Here is a 16,033-nt window from a genome sequence, read left to right as displayed (position 1 = left end):
CCGTTATGGGTGGTATTTAAAAGGCATACTCAAAAAGAACCAGAAAACAGACCTCCGACCATAAAGTGACAATGTCACACAGAAATTTACAACATAAAGATGATGTAAAGACGGTCTCAGATTTACCACGTAAAGCCACTATAAATACACACAAATCTTTACACAATAAAGATAACATAAATACAAGCTTATCTTTATTTGTGCTTTACATGGTAAATCATGTGTAATATAAAGACACTGTAAAGACAAAATAATCTTTACGAACAACACACAATGTAAAGATAAGACAGTCTTTACATAATCTTTACGTCATAAAGAGAGGAATTCTGAAATGGGTAAAATCTTGCTTGTCGTATCAGATAAGGGTGGTGTAGGCAAAAGCACCTACGTGGCTAACACAGGCTCAATGCTGGTCAATAAAGGTAAGTCGGTAATTATCCTCAAGACAGATAAAAACCACGATCTGTTGAGCTGGAACGAAAAGCGGACAGATAACGGCTTACTCACTATCCCGGTTCACGCAGCTTACGGAAACGTCAGCAATGAAATTAAGCGACTTAGTAAGCTGTGTGAAGTCCTCATTGTCGATTGCCCCGGCCACGACAGCCAGGAGTTCCGTAGCGCCCTGACAGTATCAGATATCGTGGTAACACTGGTTAAGCCGTCCTCTGATTTCGAAAGCGAAACTCTGACCAGTGTTACAGAGAAAATCCGCACCGCTCAGAAAGCTAACGCAGCCCTGGAACCGTGGGTGCTGTTCACCAGAATCAACTCAGCGAAACCCCGCCACAGAAAAGCGGCCATTGATCTGGATAAATTACTGCGTTCGGACAACATCTGGATTCAACCTCTTAAAACCCGGATATCCGAGCTGGATGTGTATGAAAGCGCCTGTAATGAAGGGGCAGGGGTACATGACGTTAGCCGGGCATCAAGCCTTTCAACAGCGAAAGCACAGATTGAACTAGTGGCGCAGGAAATTGGAATTTTATAGTAATATCAATACCATCTATAAATCTTTACATTGTAAAGATAATATAAAGATAGTATGATATTTACTATTAATGCATACCGTACAAGGGGAAATTGTCATGGCTTTAAAACTAAACCGTCCGAACATCGATGAATCTCAGCAACCAGCAACAAACGCAGAAACCGCGCGTTTTATCTCCGGCGCTACCAGAGCGCCTGTAGTGGGTAAACCAAAGTTGATGAACTTCAGACTTTCAGCCCATTTTGAGGACATACTGGAAGCTGAAGCTATCAGAACAGGGCAGAGCAAAACAACCGTTCTCAAAGCGGCGCTGGCGATGTACAACAGCCAGGATGAAAACATAAAGAATCACTGGTTGCTTGAGTCTGCAAAATTCTAACCATAGAAGCATGGATGAAAATCTATGAGATATTTAACCGAATTGATCTGTGACCTCTACAGGTTGACAGATCACCATAAACTGACCACAGCAACGTTTAAAAATCTTGCTGATATTAAGTTATTTAAACCTACAGCAGATGCAGACACCATATTGCAGCTTGAAAATATATTTAGCGAATACTCACTGAGATATATTGACAAGGATCTGGCTGAAATTCTGAGCAACTTAATAACTACAGATAAGAAACACTCTCTGGACTTCGATTTTAACAAAATACAATCTCTGACTGACTCGAAAAGTTTCGGTTGTGGATGGAGCAAGGTAATAAATGGTAGTTGGTTCAAAGATCTTTATTCTTGGGGAGAGGGGATGTATCCTGCCGAAAATCTGAAAGCTGAAAATATTTTAGACTGGAAAGATAATATATGGCACATTGAGCATGAAGGTTTCCCCCCACGCCCCCCTATTAATGTTAAATATTATTCTTGGTTTGACCGATATGTAGCTTCAAACAGTGGTGGCTCACATCATGCAGCAATGGTTGTATATCAATCAGTCAGAGACGGGTTAGAGTATAAAAGAGAAGCTGTTATTAAACAACTGAGTATAGACCCAGGCACTGTTGAAATACTTGATAAGAATTACTATTCATTCATATTCCAGATCAAAACCCTTAATAAAGAAACTAGAATTTATACATCTGAATACGAGTTTACAGATGCTTTAAAAGACTTTGGACAAAACAGACATACCATACTTAAACCTGTTAATTACGTTTCCAACATAAAATTAGTATTTATTCCAAAAGATGCATTAAAAACAAATAGCGAGACATTCCGCAACTGGTTTCATTCTGCAATTAGCTGCGGAAAAATAATATCACTCCCTGATTATCTGAAAAATCCAGCACATTATCATACACTTCATTACTCACATGAAGTAGACTCAATAACACTTGGCGACCCAAGCAGAAAATTTAAACTGAAAGGAGATTCTTAGCTTTTATATAAAAAATCAATGTTATCATTTGTCAGAAGATCAGCGAGGGTAATACATTCAAGAACCACAATATTTGTTCCTTCCAACAAACTGGCATCAAGTATCTTATCGAAGCTGATAATCATCATTGGCTTGCGTTGTGTTAAATCAAAGATTACCAATGGAAGTATTACACTGTTAATTAATTCAAACTCTTTAAAGAAAGCATCAGTGCCATACTCACTGGCTGGAAAAAGAATCTCAATTAATCTCACACCATAAAAAACATGGTAGTTTTCTTTAAGGTTATCCTTTAAAATATTAACAGCCTTAGTATATTTTTCGTTAATAAACTCTCTCACCTGATATTCCATAAAATTCTCCGACAAGAACCGACTGTAGGTCACCGGGCAAACGTTGCAGAATGGCGTCAGAGACGTCATTTTGCGGCGTTTGCCCTATCCTGCATCGCAGTGAAAAGGCAGGGACTGGCATAACTGCTGAGTAGCATCATTGCTGGCTTATCTCGCTACTGTTCTCGGTGCTTTCGTCCGCAGGTTCGGGAACAAGTAACTTGTGCCAAGGCATAGTTTTGTTGAGCAGCTCCATCAGAGGCTCAGCCAGCAGTCCCAAAATCCAGGTTGCCGTAATCACCGGTATAGTCAGATTTTGTGGCGTCCATAACTGGTGATCGAGATGATACCAAGTGATGACACACAAAATACCACCCAGCCAGAATACAGCCCATTTAAACGCACCAAGAATGGCTAACACAAAAACAAAGATAAAATGTAAAACACTCGCGACAAGAAGACGAAGATAAAACCATCCTCAGCCAAGCCACTTAACAAAAGTGCTCCCTGTTTTCACTGCAAAACGTTTCTTACGCTCCCTGGCAATTTCTTTCCTGAATTTAGCACGTTCTTCCCCCTGAGGGAATTGATAGATTTTAGCCATGAGCTACCTCATTTCGATCTCAAAACGAAGTTTATGCAATTATCCTCTGAAACCGTATGGTATTCTGATATCTAAGCCCTCACTTTCTTTATCTATTTTATAAGAAAACCTTAGCTTTGATGCTCTTCTTGCGACTCTCTCAACGATTTTAACTTCGAGATGATTAATCTCTGTATATTGATTTATTTTTTCAATATTTTTTTGCAGAAAAACCTTATTAAAATCCTTAAAATTCTGATAAAGGTAAACTTTTTCGCCATTATCTATTCTGAATAATTCAAGTTCATCCTTTAATACATCTACTTCAATGTCGAAAAATGTCTTTTTACCACTGCTGTATTGTTTCCTGATAAACTGATAAAGCATATTTGAATTTTGATCAGCGAGTCTTACAGACGATATCAAAACCTGAGTAGTGTAAGAATCCTTTAACATCGTGATATATGGCTCAATGACATGTGAAAAAGCAATATCAATATATCCTTCACTTTCAACATAATCACAAAACGCAGTCAGGTTCATAAGCCTGACTGCATCAGAAGGTAATTTACCTCTCTTCTTCGTATGTCCAGAGCTTTGATTGCCCTGAGGTGTGAGAAGTTGATTTCGAGGAATGCGAATAACACTGGCCTGAAGTTCTTCTGCCCCCTCTTTCAACTGCCGGTAAGCACCTGTTACATCAATATCAGCGATAAATGCATATTCCCGAGCCGTAATACGAAAGGTTGCCCCCTCAGATAACTCTTCACGTGAATCAATCTGCGCCATAGCCATAAACAAAATTCTTCTGGCAGACAAAGGCAACGATGAGAATGTGCTGTTAATTTCATTTCTGTGGCGAATTTTTGTTTTCTTTGTAACGCTCAGTAAGTTCATACATTACCTGTGGTTTTTAAGTTCTGATGGTGAAATCATAACCACAAAGGCGGAAATATGTAAAGTGGTTTATCCACCTTATGTATTTCCACCAAAACACGGATCACATGAAAGAATTTTTATCATTTATATTCAATATGATAGAAATGCGCAGGTATCCACCTTTTAACGTCATACGTTAAATTAGAGCACTATAAAGAACTAAAGAAATGAAGATACAAAGATACGAATATCTGAATAAAAACAGAAAAATGCGTACCCATCCACCTTTCAGTGCGTACCCATCCACCTTTCAGTGCGCAGCCATCCACCTTTCATGAAAATTACAGTGCGTACCCATCCACCTTTCAGTGCGTACCCATCCACCTTTCATTTTGAGGCGACAAAAAACAACACCTATCTTAATGAAATTATTGATAAAAAAGCTGGCACAATGTTTGCAGAATAAGTTAAAGTAAGTTAAAGATCTTAAAGTAGATCTACCGATCTACATTTAAGATCTTAAAAACAAGAAGTTTAATAAGCAAAAAAACACAAAAAATCTGTGGATAACTCTGCTCAAAACAAAAAATTCACAGCGCCTGTGGATAACTTTGCGTAAACCCGGAGGACAGATCACTCTGAACCAAGACAACCACACATAAAAACAATATGCTCATTTTTTAACCACTGTGCGTAAGTGCCTAATGTAATCCCTGTGCTATTCCGCTTCCTCGCTCACTAACTCGCTACACTCGGTCGTTCGGCTGCGGCGAGCGGTGTCTCCTTTCTCAAAACCAGAAGAGTTCAGCTCATACGATCCGTTGATTGATCCTTTTTGGATCTTTCACTGAGAAGCCCTGAATCGCTTTCTGCCGCTTCGTTCGATACAACCATGGTGAAACCATGCGAAATCGAAAAAATCGCTCAGAATGCGATACAGCGCGTTTTAGAGGGTATTTACAAAACAGTCGTTGCCTTGAGGAAATTTTGATCAAGATTGAACTCCTATCCGGATCATGGCAACAGATCACAGCAACAAGGCCGCTAAAAAGCGTTGAGCGGCGTTAAAAACCGTTAAACCGTAGCTGACTACAACGAAACGGGAAAAAACGCTCAGAACGCGTTACAGAGCGTTTTAAGGCGATGTCGGAAAGAGCCATATCTCACCTGTTCTGATGTTTTTCTCAACATAAGCACTTTTAAGAGTGCTTTTAAAGATGCTATTATGCCAATGAGACAAGCGGAGGGCTTATGAGCTATCAAATTCTGACAACTACAGCGGCCAGTATTACTGACCTGAAAAAAAATCCTATGGGAACCGTAGCTGAAGGTGAAGGGGACGCTGTTGCGATCCTGAACCGAAACGAACCGGCGTTCTATTGCGTTCCACCAAAACTTTACGCCTACTATCGGGAACTCGCTGAAGATGCTGAGTTAAACGCTGTTGCTGATGAGCGCATGAAAAACCCGGAAATTGTGAAGGTTAACCTGGATGACCTATGAACTGGCTTTTGACCGTAGAGCACTGAAGGAATGGCAGAAACTCGGCCACACCATCCGTGAACAATTCAAAAAGAAACTGGCAGAACGGCTGGAAAATCCACGCGTACCCGCAGCCCGGTTACATGGTCATGCTGATCGCTATAAAATCAAACTTCGTGCATCTGGCTACAGACTTGTATACCAAGTCATTGATGAGAAAGTCGTTTTACTCGTTATTGCCGTTGGAAGAAGGGAAAGCAGCGAAGTCTATCAGATCGCAGATTTGCGCTAAGATTAATCATCAAATGATTGGTGATGCTGCCAACTTACTGATTTAGTGTATGATGGTGTTTTTGAGGTGCTCCAGTGGCTTCTGTTTCTATCAGCTGTCCCTCCTGTTCAGCTACTGACGGGGTGGTGCGTAACGGCAAAAGCACCGCCGGACATCAGCGCTATCTCTGCTCTCACTGCCGTAAAACATGGCAACTGCAGTTCACTTACACCGCTTCTCAACCCGGTACGCACCAGAAAATCATTGATATGGCCATGAATGGCGTTGGATGCCGGGCAACAGCCCGCATTATGGGCGTTGGCCTCAACACGATTTTACGTCACTTAAAAAACTCAGGCCGCAGTCGGTAACCTCGCGCATACAGCCGGGCAGTGACGTCATCGTCTGCGCGGAAATGGACGAACAGTGGGGCTATGTCGGGGCTAAATCGCGCCAGCGCTGGCTGTTTTACGCGTATGACAGGCTCCGGAAGACGGTTGTTGCGCACGTATTCGGTGAACGCACTATGGCGACGCTGGGGCGTCTTATGAGCCTGCTGTCACCCTTTGACGTGGTGATATGGATGACGGATGGCTGGCCGCTGTATGAATCCCGCCTGAAGGGAAAGCTGCACGTAATCAGCAAGCGATATACGCAGCGAATTGAGCGGCATAACCTGAATCTGAGGCAGCACCTGGCACGGCTGGGACGGAAGTCGCTGTCGTTCTCAAAATCGGTGGAGCTGCATGACAAAGTCATCGGGCATTATCTGAACATAAAACACTATCAGTAAGTTGGAGTCATTACCAACCAGTTCACCACCTACTCGCTCCGCGATTGTGGCAGTCTTCGAAATCCCCGGACGATCCGCCTTTATGAAAGTCTTGCTCAATTCAAATCTTCAGGCTTATGGGTTACTACTCATGCTTGGTTAAATGACCGTTTCGTCTTACCGGAATCCCAGCAGAAGAACTTGGCAGAGTTGAAACGATCTTTCCTTGATCCTGCACTCAAGCAGATAAATGAGAAAACACCTTTACTTGCTAAGTATAGTATTGATGATTCAGGAAAATTTCTGTTCTCAATAATTGATAAGCAAAATCCCGTCTGACATAAATCAGCACACATGAGCCTGTCATTTGACAAATTTTTGTCATGAAGATGGGCGGATTTCCACACAGCACCGGCGCCCGGTAAGGTGGGCGGATTCCCACACGGCACCGGCGCCCGGCAAGATGGGCGGATTTCCACACAGCACCGGCGCCCGGTAAGGTGGGCGGATTTCCACACAGCACCGGCGCCCGGCAAGGTGGGCGGATTCCCACACGGCACCGGCGCCCGGCAAGATGGGCGGATTTCCACACAGCACCGGCGCCCGGTAAGGTGGGCGGATTTCCACACAGCACCGGCGCCCGGCAAGGTGGGCGGATTCCCACACGGCACCGGCGCGCGGCAAGGTGGGCGGATTCCCACACGGCACCGGCGCGCGGCAAGGTGGGCGGATTTCCACACAGCACCGGCGCCCGGCAAGGTGGGCGGATTCCCACACGGCACCGGCGCGCGGCAAGGTGGGCGGATTCCCACACGGCACCGGCGCGCGGCAAGGTGGGCGGATTTCCACACAGCACCGGCGCCCGGTAAGGTGGGCGGATTCCCACACGGCACCGGCGCCCGGTAAGGTGGGCGGATTCCCACACGGCACCGGCGCCCGGTAAGGTGGGCGGATTCCCACACGGCACCGGCGCCCGGCAAGATGGGCGGATTTCCACACAGCACCGGCGCCCGGTAAGGTGGGCGGATTTCCACACAGCACCGGCGCCCGGCAAGGTGGGCGGATTCCCACACGGCACCGGCGCCCGGCAAGATGGGCGGATTTCCACACAGCACCGGCGCCCGGTAAGGTGGGCGGATTTCCACACAGCACCGGCGCCCGGCAAGGTGGGCGGATTCCCACACGGCACCGGCGCGCGGCAAGGTGGGCGGATTCCCACACGGCACCGGCGCGCGGCAAGGTGGGCGGATTTCCACACAGCACCGGCGCCCGGCAAGGTGGGCGGATTCCCACACGGCACCGGCGCGCGGCAAGGTGGGCGGATTCCCACACGGCACCGGCGCGCGGCAAGGTGGGCGGATTTCCACACGGCACCGGCGCCCGGCAAGGTGGGCCGATTCCCATATCGACATGTATGTAGCTTGTGTTATCTGTGGATTGTGCAGCTCAGCGGGTCGCTGGTCGTATGGCGGAGTGTCCCCCGTAACCGGCCGCGTGCGGCCGCTAACGCGCAGTACGGCGCCGCGTCCCGCAGACGGGCCGCCGTTCCCGCGCGCAGCACTGCGCACCCCCGTGGGGGACGTACGGCAGCTGCGTGGCGGTGAGCGGGATTAGGGCTTTGCAGCTACCGTGTTAAGTTCCCTGGTGTCGCTGAAATAGTTGATGAACATCCCCCTAAGCGTCAGCAGCAAGCTGCCGCCGCTTAGGCCCCGGAAATCACGCCCTTTACGTCGTAAACGCCGTAAAGCCCGCTCACCGGGGTTAAAAGGGATTACTTTGACTTCTTCATTGCTGTTCGCGAGTTAAGGCTAATCAGGGCAGGGGGTAGGGTGGCAGAATTTATAGCCCGGCAACCGGCTACGCCGGGCTTTCGGCGCCATTTTACAACACAGACGGCTTTGTTGAATAAATCGAACTTTTGCTGAGTTGAAGGATCAGATCACGCATCTTCCCGACAACGCAGACCATTCCGTGGCAAAGCAAAAGTTCAAAATAACCAACTGGCCCACCTACAATAAAGCCCTCATCAACCGTGGCTCCATAACTTTCTGGCTGGATGATGAAGCTATTCAGGCCTGGTATGAGTCGGCAACGCCTTCATCACGGGGAAGACCTCAGCGCTATTCTGATCTCGCCATCACCACCGTTCTGGTCATTAAACGCGTGTTCAGGTTGACCCTGCGGGCTGCACAGGGTTTTATTGATTCCATTTTTACACTGATGAATGTTCCGTTGCGCTGCCCGGATTACACCAGTGTCAGCAAGCGCGCAAAGTCGGTTAATGTCAGTTTCAAAACGTTCACCCGGGGTGAAATCGCGCATCTGGTGATTGATTCCACCGGGCTGAAGGTCTTTGGTGAAGGCGAATGGAAAGTCAAAAAGCATGGCCAGGAACGCCGTCGTATATGGCGAAAGTTGCATCTGGCAGTTGACAGCAACACACATGAAATCATCTGTGCAAACCTGTCGCTGAACAATGTGACGGACTCAGAAGCCTTCCCGGGTCTTATCCGGCAGACTCACAGAAAAATCAGGGCAGCATCGGCAGACGGCGCTTACGACACCCAACTCTGTCACGATGAACTGCGGCGTAAGAAAATCAGCGCGCTTATCCCGCCCCGAAAAGGCGCGGGTTACTGGCCCGGTGAATATGCAGACCGTAACCGTGCGGCACTGTTGCAAAGTTAGCGATGAGGCAGCCTTTTGTCTTATTCAAAGGCCTTACATTTCAAAAACTCTGCTTACCAGGCGCATTTCGCCCAGGGGATCACCATAATAAAATGCTGAGGCCTGGCCTTTGCGTAGTGCACGCATCACCTCAATACCTTTGATGGTGGCGTAAGCCGTCTTCATGGATTTAAATCCCAGCGTGGCGTTGATTATCCGTTTCAGTTTGCCATGATCGCATTCAATCACGTTGTTCCGGTACTTAATCTGTCGGTGTTCAACGTCAGACGGGCACCGGCCTTCGCGTTTGAGCAGAGCAAGCGCGCGACCATAGGCGGGCGCTTTATCCGTGTTGATGAATCGTGGGATCTGCCACTTCTTCACGTTGTTGAGGATTTTACCCAGAAACCGGTATGCAGCTTTGCTGTTACGACGGGAGGAGAGATAAAAATCGACAGTGCGGCCCCGGCTGTCGACGGCCCGGTACAGATACGCCCAGCGGCCATTGACCTTCACGTAGGTTTCATCCATGTGCCACGGGCAAAGATCGGAAGGGTTACGCCAGTACCAGCGCAGCCGTTTTTCCATTTCAGGCGCATAACGCTGAACCCAGCGGTAAATCGTGGAGTGATCGACATTCACTCCGCGTTCAGCCAGCATCTCCTGCAGCTCACGGTAACTGATGCCGTATTTGCAGTACCAGCGTACGGCCCACAGAATGATGTCACGCTGAAAATGCCGGCCTTTGAATGGGTTCATGTGCAGCTCCATCAGCAAAAGGGGATGATAAGTTTATCACCACCGACTATTTGCAACAGTGCCGGTCATCGAGGTTGCGGGCCAGCCGATCCATGCTGTGCACCACCACTGTATCGCCTTCGCGGACGAAGCTCAGCAGCGCTTCGAGCTGGGGGCGCTGGGTGTCCTTGCCCGATGCCTTGTCGGTGAACACCTTGCTCACCTGGGTTTGTTCCAGCTGGCGTTCCGGGTTCTGGTCAAAGCTGCTGACCCGGACGTAGCCGATGCGGTGCCCCTGCACGATGTCTCCTTGGTTGAAGGCGGCTTAAGTGCACTTTCTGTTCCGTTGTGCCTCAAAGCCCATTTCTGTCAGGCTGAAATCTATAACCTTCGCGGGCATGTGTCAAAAAATGGGAAAGCAGACTCTATTCTGACGAAGCGGCGCGGCCCTGCCTGACATCAAGTTAGGGTATGCCTCAACCTGACGGCGGCGAATCACAAGCGTCCGGTTTGACGCTGGTTTCGGTCGCAGTGCTGGCCCGCGCCTGGAAGCGCTGATAGCACTCCAGCCCGCAGAAATGCTCCACGTACTCGGCCCCTTCCGGCGTGAAGGCGGCATCGAGCGGGATTTCCTTGCAGCACACGCAGCAACTGGTGCTCGGTTCATTGGCGTTCATGGTGGTGTTCCTCCATTGGTTGACGAAGCCGACGAAGGCCGCCGCCGGCATCGGCCTGGCGAACAGGAAACCCTGCACCGTGTCGCAACCCGCCTGCCGCAACCACGCAAGGCAGTCGGGTGTTTCCACACCCTCGGCTACCACCTCCATTGTCGTTTTCAGAAGACGGCTGCACTGAACGTCAGAAGCCGACTGCACTATAGCAGCGGAGGGGTTGGATCCATCAGGCAACGACGGGCTGCTGCCGGCCATCAGCGGACGCAGGGAGGACTTTCCGCAACCGGCCGTTCGATGCGGCACCGATGGCCTTCGCGCAGGGGTAGTGAATCCGCCAGGATTGACTTGCGCTGCCCTACCTCTCACTAGTGAGGGGCGGCAGCGCATCAAGCGGTGAGCGCACTCCGGCACCGCCAACTTTCAGCACATGCGTGTAAATCATCGTCGTAGAGACGTCGGAATGGCCGAGCAGATCCTGCACGGTTCGAATGTCGTAACCGCTGCGGAGCAAGGCCGTCGCGAACGAGTGGCGGAGGGTGTGCGGTGTGGCGGGCTTCGTGATGCCTGCTTGTTCTACGGCACGTTTGAAGGCGCGCTGAAAGGTCTGGTCATACATGTGATGGCGACGCACGACACCGCTCCGTGGATCGGTCGAATGCGTGTGCTGCGCAAAAACCCAGAACCACGGCCAGGAATGCCCGGCGCGCGGATACTTCCGCTCAAGGGCGTCGGGAAGCGCAACGCCGCTGCGGCCCTCGGCCTGGTCCTTCAGCCACCATGCCCGTGCACGCGACAGCTGCTCGCGCAGGCTGGGTGCCAAGCTCTCGGGTAACATCAAGGCCCGATCCTTGGAGCCCTTGCCCTCCCGCACGATGATCGTGCCGTGATCGAAATCCAGATCCTTGACCCGCAGTTGCAAACCCTCACTGATCCGCATGCCCGTTCCATACAGAAGCTGGGCGAACAAACGATGCTCGCCTTCCAGAAAACCGAGGATGCGAACCACTTCATCCGGGGTCAGCACCACCGGCAAGCGCCGCGACGGCCGAGGTCTTCCGATCTCCTGAAGCCAGGGCAGATCCGTGCACAGCACCTTGCCGTAGAAGAACAGCAAGGCCGCCAATGCCTGACGATGCGTGGAGACCGAAACCTTGCGCTCGTTCGCCAGCCAGGACAGAAATGCCTCGACTTCGCTGCTGCCCAAGGTTGCCGGGTGACGCACACCGTGGAAACGGATGAAGGCACGAACCCAGTGGACATAAGCCTGTTCGGTTCGTAAACTGTAATGCAAGTAGCGTATGCGCTCACGCAACTGGTCCAGAACCTTGACCGAACGCAGCGGTGGTAACGGCGCAGTGGCGGTTTTCATGGCTTGTTATGACTGTTTTTTTGTACAGTCTATGCCTCGGGCATCCAAGCAGCAAGCGCGTTACGCCGTGGGTCGATGTTTGATGTTATGGAGCAGCAACGATGTTACGCAGCAGGGCAGTCGCCCTAAAACAAAGTTAGACATCATGAGGGTAGCGGTGACCATCGAAATTTCGAACCAACTATCAGAGGTGCTAAGCGTCATTGAGCGCCATCTGGAATCAACGTTGCTGGCCGTGCATTTGTACGGCTCCGCAGTGGATGGCGGCCTGAAGCCATACAGCGATATTGATTTGTTGGTTACTGTGGCCGTAAAGCTTGATGAAACGACGCGGCGAGCATTGCTCAATGACCTTATGGAGGCTTCGGCTTTCCCTGGCGAGAGCGAGACGCTCCGCGCTATAGAAGTCACCCTTGTCGTGCATGACGACATCATCCCGTGGCGTTATCCGGCTAAGCGCGAGCTGCAATTTGGAGAATGGCAGCGCAATGACATTCTTGCGGGTATCTTCGAGCCAGCCATGATCGACATTGATCTAGCTATCCTGCTTACAAAAGCAAGAGAACATAGCGTTGCCTTGGTAGGTCCGGCAGCGGAGGAATTCTTTGACCCGGTTCCTGAACAGGATCTATTCGAGGCGCTGAGGGAAACCTTGAAGCTATGGAACTCGCAGCCCGACTGGGCCGGCGATGAGCGAAATGTAGTGCTTACGTTGTCCCGCATTTGGTACAGCGCAATAACCGGCAAAATCGCGCCGAAGGATGTCGCTGCCGACTGGGCAATAAAACGCCTACCTGCCCAGTATCAGCCCGTCTTACTTGAAGCTAAGCAAGCTTATCTGGGACAAAAAGAAGATCACTTGGCCTCACGCGCAGATCACTTGGAAGAATTTATTCGCTTTGTGAAAGGCGAGATCATCAAGTCAGTTGGTAAATGATGTCTAACAATTCGTTCAAGCCGACCGCGCTACGCGCGGCGGCTTAACTCCGGCGTTGTGCTGACGAAAAAAAACAAAAATCTGCGTATACCTTTCCTCATAATCTGTGGCTTCAATAAAAGGATATTTCTATGCTTCAACTGAAAATGATCGAACTCTTCAAGGAAGGTTGTCATGAGGATGCACGAATAATCGCGGCATTGATGTTCGGCTCATTTGCTATCGGAGAGGGTGACGAGTTCTCTGATATCGAATTCGCAGTGTTCATCCAGGATGACCATTTTGAAAATTTCGATCAGCGCTCGTGGCTTAATGCCGTAAGTCCGGTTGCTGCTTACTTTCCGGACGACTTCGGCCACCACACCGCACTTTTTGAAAACGGCATTCGCGGTGAATTCCATTTCATGCGAAAATCGGACATACCGGTCATTTCCACTTGGCAAGGCTATGGGTGGTTTCCCTCGCTTGAGGCGGCTGTTTTGTTGGACCGATCAGGAGAGTTGTCAAGGTACGCAAGCGCTCTCGTGGGCGGTCCCCCGATACGTGAAGGCGCGCCGCTGGTGGAAGGGCTTGTGTTGAACCTCATCAGCCTGATGCTCTTTGGGGCCAATCTTTTAAATCGGGGAGAGTACGCTCGCGCCTGGGCTTTGCTCAGCAAAGCACATGAAAACCTACTCAAGCTGGTTCGACTCCACGAAGGGGCAACAGACGGCACTGTTGCAAATAGTCGGTGGTGATAAACTTATCATCCCCTTTTGCTGATGGAGCTGCACATGAACCCATTCAAAGGCCGGCATTTTCAGCGTGACATCATTCTGTGGGCCGTACGCTGGTACTGCAAATACGGCATCAGTTACCGTGAGCTGCAGGAGATGCTGGCTGAACGCGGAGTGAATGTCGATCACTCCACGATTTACCGCTGGGTTCAGCGTTATGCGCCTGAAATGGAAAAACGGCTGCGCTGGTACTGGCGTAACCCTTCCGATCTTTGCCCGTGGCACATGGATGAAACCTACGTGAAGGTCAATGGCCGCTGGGCGTATCTGTACCGGGCCGTCGACAGCCGGGGCCGCACTGTCGATTTTTATCTCTCCTCCCGTCGTAACAGCAAAGCTGCATACCGGTTTCTGGGTAAAATCCTCAACAACGTGAAGAAGTGGCAGATCCCACGATTCATCAACACGGATAAAGCGCCCGCCTATGGTCGCGCGCTTGCTCTGCTCAAACGCGAAGGCCGGTGCCCGTCTGACGTTGAACACCGACAGATTAAGTACCGGAACAACGTGATTGAATGCGATCATGGCAAACTGAAACGGATAATCAACGCCACGCTGGGATTTAAATCCATGAAGACGGCTTACGCCACCATCAAAGGTATTGAGGTGATGCGTGCACTACGCAAAGGCCAGGCCTCAGCATTTTATTATGGTGATCCCCTGGGCGAAATGCGCCTGGTAAGCAGAGTTTTTGAAATGTAAGGCCTTTGAATAAGACAAAAGGCTGCCTCATCGCTAACTTTGCAACAGTGCCTAATAAGATGATGATCCCAAACTACGGCGAAATGCGTCGGTACGGAGAGCCGGTATCAACCGCGTTTGTGGAATCCACGATCAATGAAGTGATCGCCAGACGAATGGCCAAAAAGCAGCAGATGCAGTGGAGCAGAAAAGGGGCTCATTATTTGTTACAGACCCGGACCGCCGTTTTGAATAACGAACTGCAGGATAAATTTGTCTGCTGGTATCCGGGTTTTCAAAGTGACGGGAAGGGACCAGCGATGGCAGCATAGCTCACGCTGCCCCAATATTTTTTATGCTCTCGACTACCTCTTATTTTAAGAGAGTCGAAGTGTCTGGTGATCTATGGGGCCAGTCTAGCCCTCTTCCAAGTGTAGGGAGATATAGTCAAAGTTTGCTTCTCCGCCGATGAGTCCGCCCTGCGTCGGATAGTCCGATTTTTTACCGGCGAAGCACGGCTCTCCTAACCCTATCTAAAGCGAATAACTTTTTTCAACAGGGCCGCGTGCCAATGCAAGAGCGATAGGCGCTCTACGCGCCAATTTGACCACTTAAAACAGGTAAATTGAGGGGTTGTAATGTGTTGATGTAACAGGCTTTTATTTTAATGTCTTGGCATATGTATAATGGTAGTCTAGCCCTCCTTTCAACAAGGAGTACTCATGGAAACCTACAATCATACATATCGGCACCACAACTTTTCACATAAAGACTTAAGTGATCTCACCTTCACCGCTTGCACATTCATTCGCAGCGACTTTCGACGTGCTAACTTGCGTGATACGACATTCGTCAACTGCAAGTTCATTGAACAGGGTGATATCGAAGGCTGCCACTTTGATGTCGCAGATCTTCGTGATGCAAGTTTCCAACAATGCCAACTTGCGATGGCAAACTTCAGTAATGCCAATTGCTACGGTATAGAGTTCCGTGCGTGTGATTTAAAAGGTGCCAACTTTTCCCGAACAAACTTTGCCCATCAAGTGAGTAATCGTATGTACTTTTGCTCAGCATTTATTTCTGGATGTAATCTTTCCTATGCCAATATGGAGAGGGTTTGTTTAGAAAAATGTGAGTTGTTTGAAAATCGCTGGATAGGAACGAACCTAGCGGGTGCATCACTGAAAGAGTCAGACTTAAGTCGAGGTGTTTTTTCCGAAGATGTCTGGGGGCAATTTAGCCTACAGGGTGCCAATTTATGCCACGCCGAACTCGACGGTTTAGATCCCCGCAAAGTCGATACATCAGGTATCAAAATTGCAGCCTGGCAGCAAGAACTGATTCTCGAAGCACTGGGTATTGTTGTTTATCCTGACTAATTGCTTTGATGTGTGATTTTAAACGCTCAAATTTATAAAACGAATAATATTGTCAACCTTGCAATAATAGACATAGGGACAACCATGTATAAATTTTTACCCTCAGGCGTCTTCACAA

General features: G+C 49.2%; 13 protein-coding genes and 7 pseudogenes. 13 read left to right on the top strand and 7 right to left on the bottom strand.

The window, feature by feature from the left end; translation table 11 throughout:
• Positions 1-331: 331 nt before the first annotated feature.
• The 3 genes from QEN32_RS22645 (at position 332) to QEN32_RS22635 (ending at position 2,375) form a co-directional block, all read left to right on the top strand.
• Positions 332-994: a division plane positioning ATPase MipZ gene (locus QEN32_RS22645; protein ID WP_000516402.1), complete on the top strand. Its 663-nt coding sequence runs from the start codon at positions 332-334 to the stop codon at positions 992-994.
• 97 nt (positions 995-1,091) lie between these two features.
• Positions 1,092-1,373: a hypothetical protein gene (locus QEN32_RS22640; RefSeq protein ID WP_001185482.1), complete on the top strand. Its 282-nt coding sequence runs from the start codon at positions 1,092-1,094 to the stop codon at positions 1,371-1,373.
• A gap of 24 nt (positions 1,374-1,397) precedes the next feature.
• On the top strand, positions 1,398-2,375 hold the full coding sequence (locus QEN32_RS22635) for a DUF6685 family protein (protein ID WP_024245156.1): 978 nt from the start codon (positions 1,398-1,400) through the stop codon (positions 2,373-2,375).
• Here the strand turns inward: QEN32_RS22635 and ddp1 are convergent.
• The 3 genes and pseudogenes from ddp1 to QEN32_RS22620 all read right to left on the bottom strand — a co-directional run bounded on the left by ddp1 (position 2,372) and on the right by QEN32_RS22620 (position 4,187).
• The gene (gene ddp1 / locus QEN32_RS22630; protein WP_000456533.1) at positions 2,372-2,728 is read right to left on the bottom strand and encodes a DNA distortion polypeptide 3; all 357 of its coding nucleotides are present in this window, start codon (positions 2,726-2,728) and stop codon (positions 2,372-2,374) included. The two genes, QEN32_RS22635 and ddp1, sit on opposite strands and share 4 nt — an antisense overlap.
• Positions 2,729-2,864: 136 nt before the next feature.
• Positions 2,865-3,311: pseudogene (locus QEN32_RS22625) on the bottom strand (hypothetical protein).
• A gap of 39 nt (positions 3,312-3,350) precedes the next feature.
• Positions 3,351-4,187: a RepB family plasmid replication initiator protein gene (locus tag QEN32_RS22620; RefSeq protein ID WP_001050931.1), complete on the bottom strand. Its 837-nt coding sequence runs from the start codon at positions 4,185-4,187 to the stop codon at positions 3,351-3,353.
• Between the two features lie 1,233 nt (positions 4,188-5,420).
• Here QEN32_RS22620 and QEN32_RS22615 point away from each other — a divergent pair.
• The 5 genes and pseudogenes from QEN32_RS22615 to QEN32_RS22595 form a co-directional block, all read left to right on the top strand.
• Positions 5,421-5,672, top strand: coding sequence for a plasmid stabilization protein (locus QEN32_RS22615; protein ID WP_000121743.1), 252 nt, complete (start codon positions 5,421-5,423; stop codon positions 5,670-5,672).
• Positions 5,662-5,943 (top strand): type II toxin-antitoxin system RelE/ParE family toxin, encoded by a 282-nt coding sequence (locus QEN32_RS22610; protein WP_000220560.1) that lies wholly within the window; start codon positions 5,662-5,664, stop codon positions 5,941-5,943. The genes QEN32_RS22615 and QEN32_RS22610 overlap by 11 nt, the downstream gene beginning before the upstream one ends.
• Before the next feature lie 74 nt (positions 5,944-6,017).
• Positions 6,018-6,715, top strand: a protein-coding gene (locus tag QEN32_RS22605) for an IS1-like element IS1A family transposase (RefSeq protein ID WP_103215986.1) whose coding sequence is annotated in 2 segments (ribosomal slippage) — positions 6,018-6,267 and positions 6,267-6,715 — 699 coding nt in all. Because the reading frame shifts where the segments join, the coding sequence is not laid out codon by codon here.
• 9 nt (positions 6,716-6,724) lie between these two features.
• Positions 6,725-7,033 (top strand): annotated as a pseudogene (locus tag QEN32_RS22600) (replication initiation protein); the annotation flags it as partial.
• Between the two features lie 1,587 nt (positions 7,034-8,620).
• Positions 8,621-9,364: pseudogene (locus QEN32_RS22595) on the top strand (IS5 family transposase); the annotation flags it as partial.
• A gap of 51 nt (positions 9,365-9,415) precedes the next feature.
• Here the strand turns inward: QEN32_RS22595 and QEN32_RS22590 are convergent.
• From QEN32_RS22590 to intI1, 4 genes and pseudogenes are all read right to left on the bottom strand, one after another.
• Positions 9,416-10,120 carry an IS6-like element IS26 family transposase gene (locus QEN32_RS22590; protein ID WP_001067858.1) on the bottom strand — a complete coding sequence of 235 codons (705 nt, stop codon included), beginning with the start codon at positions 10,118-10,120 and terminating at the stop codon, positions 9,416-9,418.
• A 64-nt stretch (positions 10,121-10,184) separates the two neighbouring features.
• A pseudogene (locus tag QEN32_RS22585) lies at positions 10,185-10,400 on the bottom strand (recombinase family protein); the annotation flags it as partial.
• A 175-nt stretch (positions 10,401-10,575) separates the two neighbouring features.
• Positions 10,576-10,926, bottom strand: a pseudogene (locus QEN32_RS22580) (DUF3330 domain-containing protein); the annotation flags it as partial.
• A gap of 202 nt (positions 10,927-11,128) precedes the next feature.
• Positions 11,129-12,142: a class 1 integron integrase IntI1 gene (gene intI1 / locus QEN32_RS22575; protein ID WP_000845048.1), complete on the bottom strand. Its 1,014-nt coding sequence runs from the start codon at positions 12,140-12,142 to the stop codon at positions 11,129-11,131.
• A 145-nt stretch (positions 12,143-12,287) separates the two neighbouring features.
• Between intI1 and QEN32_RS22570 the strand changes: the two are divergent.
• From QEN32_RS22570 to QEN32_RS22550, 5 genes and pseudogenes are all read left to right on the top strand, one after another.
• A pseudogene (locus tag QEN32_RS22570) lies at positions 12,288-13,126 on the top strand (AadA family aminoglycoside 3''-O-nucleotidyltransferase).
• Positions 13,127-13,210: 84 nt separating this feature from the next.
• A complete protein-coding gene (locus QEN32_RS22565; RefSeq protein WP_348273032.1) occupies positions 13,211-13,816 on the top strand; it encodes an Lnu(F)/Lnu(G) family lincosamide nucleotidyltransferase in 606 nt (201 codons plus the stop codon).
• Positions 13,817-13,852: 36 nt separating this feature from the next.
• A complete protein-coding gene (locus QEN32_RS22560; protein WP_001067858.1) occupies positions 13,853-14,557 on the top strand; it encodes an IS6-like element IS26 family transposase in 705 nt (234 codons plus the stop codon).
• Between the two features lie 53 nt (positions 14,558-14,610).
• A pseudogene (locus QEN32_RS22555) lies at positions 14,611-14,868 on the top strand (ISKra4 family transposase); the annotation flags it as partial.
• 390 nt (positions 14,869-15,258) lie between these two features.
• Positions 15,259-15,915: a quinolone resistance pentapeptide repeat protein QnrS1 gene (locus QEN32_RS22550; RefSeq protein ID WP_001516695.1), complete on the top strand. Its 657-nt coding sequence runs from the start codon at positions 15,259-15,261 to the stop codon at positions 15,913-15,915.
• The last annotated feature ends 118 nt before the right edge of the window (positions 15,916-16,033 follow it).

The sequence above is a fragment of the Salmonella sp. SA14318 genome (genome assembly GCF_029866905.1).
Taxonomy (GTDB): Bacteria; Pseudomonadota; Gammaproteobacteria; order Enterobacterales; family Enterobacteriaceae; genus Salmonella; species Salmonella enterica.
This window is presented reverse-complemented; position numbering and strand designations above follow the sequence as displayed.

Bases quoted from the DNA above. Each gene is read 5' to 3' on its own strand.
- QEN32_RS22565 (WP_348273032.1), top strand. From the start codon at position 13,211: ATGCTTCAACTGAAAATGATCGAACTCTTCAAGGAAGGTTGTCATGAG.
- ddp1 (WP_000456533.1), bottom strand. From the start codon at position 2,728: ATGGAATATCAGGTGAGAGAGTTTATTAACGAAAAATATACTAAGGCT.
- QEN32_RS22590 (WP_001067858.1), bottom strand. From the start codon at position 10,120: ATGAACCCATTCAAAGGCCGGCATTTTCAGCGTGACATCATTCTGTGG.
- QEN32_RS22615 (WP_000121743.1), top strand. From the start codon at position 5,421: ATGAGCTATCAAATTCTGACAACTACAGCGGCCAGTATTACTGACCTG.
- QEN32_RS22635 (WP_024245156.1), top strand. From the start codon at position 1,398: ATGAGATATTTAACCGAATTGATCTGTGACCTCTACAGGTTGACAGAT.
- QEN32_RS22550 (WP_001516695.1), top strand. From the start codon at position 15,259: ATGGAAACCTACAATCATACATATCGGCACCACAACTTTTCACATAAA.
- QEN32_RS22560 (WP_001067858.1), top strand. From the start codon at position 13,853: ATGAACCCATTCAAAGGCCGGCATTTTCAGCGTGACATCATTCTGTGG.
- intI1 (WP_000845048.1), bottom strand. From the start codon at position 12,142: ATGAAAACCGCCACTGCGCCGTTACCACCGCTGCGTTCGGTCAAGGTT.
- QEN32_RS22645 (WP_000516402.1), top strand. From the start codon at position 332: ATGGGTAAAATCTTGCTTGTCGTATCAGATAAGGGTGGTGTAGGCAAA.
- QEN32_RS22620 (WP_001050931.1), bottom strand. From the start codon at position 4,187: ATGAACTTACTGAGCGTTACAAAGAAAACAAAAATTCGCCACAGAAAT.
- QEN32_RS22640 (WP_001185482.1), top strand. From the start codon at position 1,092: ATGGCTTTAAAACTAAACCGTCCGAACATCGATGAATCTCAGCAACCA.
- QEN32_RS22610 (WP_000220560.1), top strand. From the start codon at position 5,662: ATGACCTATGAACTGGCTTTTGACCGTAGAGCACTGAAGGAATGGCAG.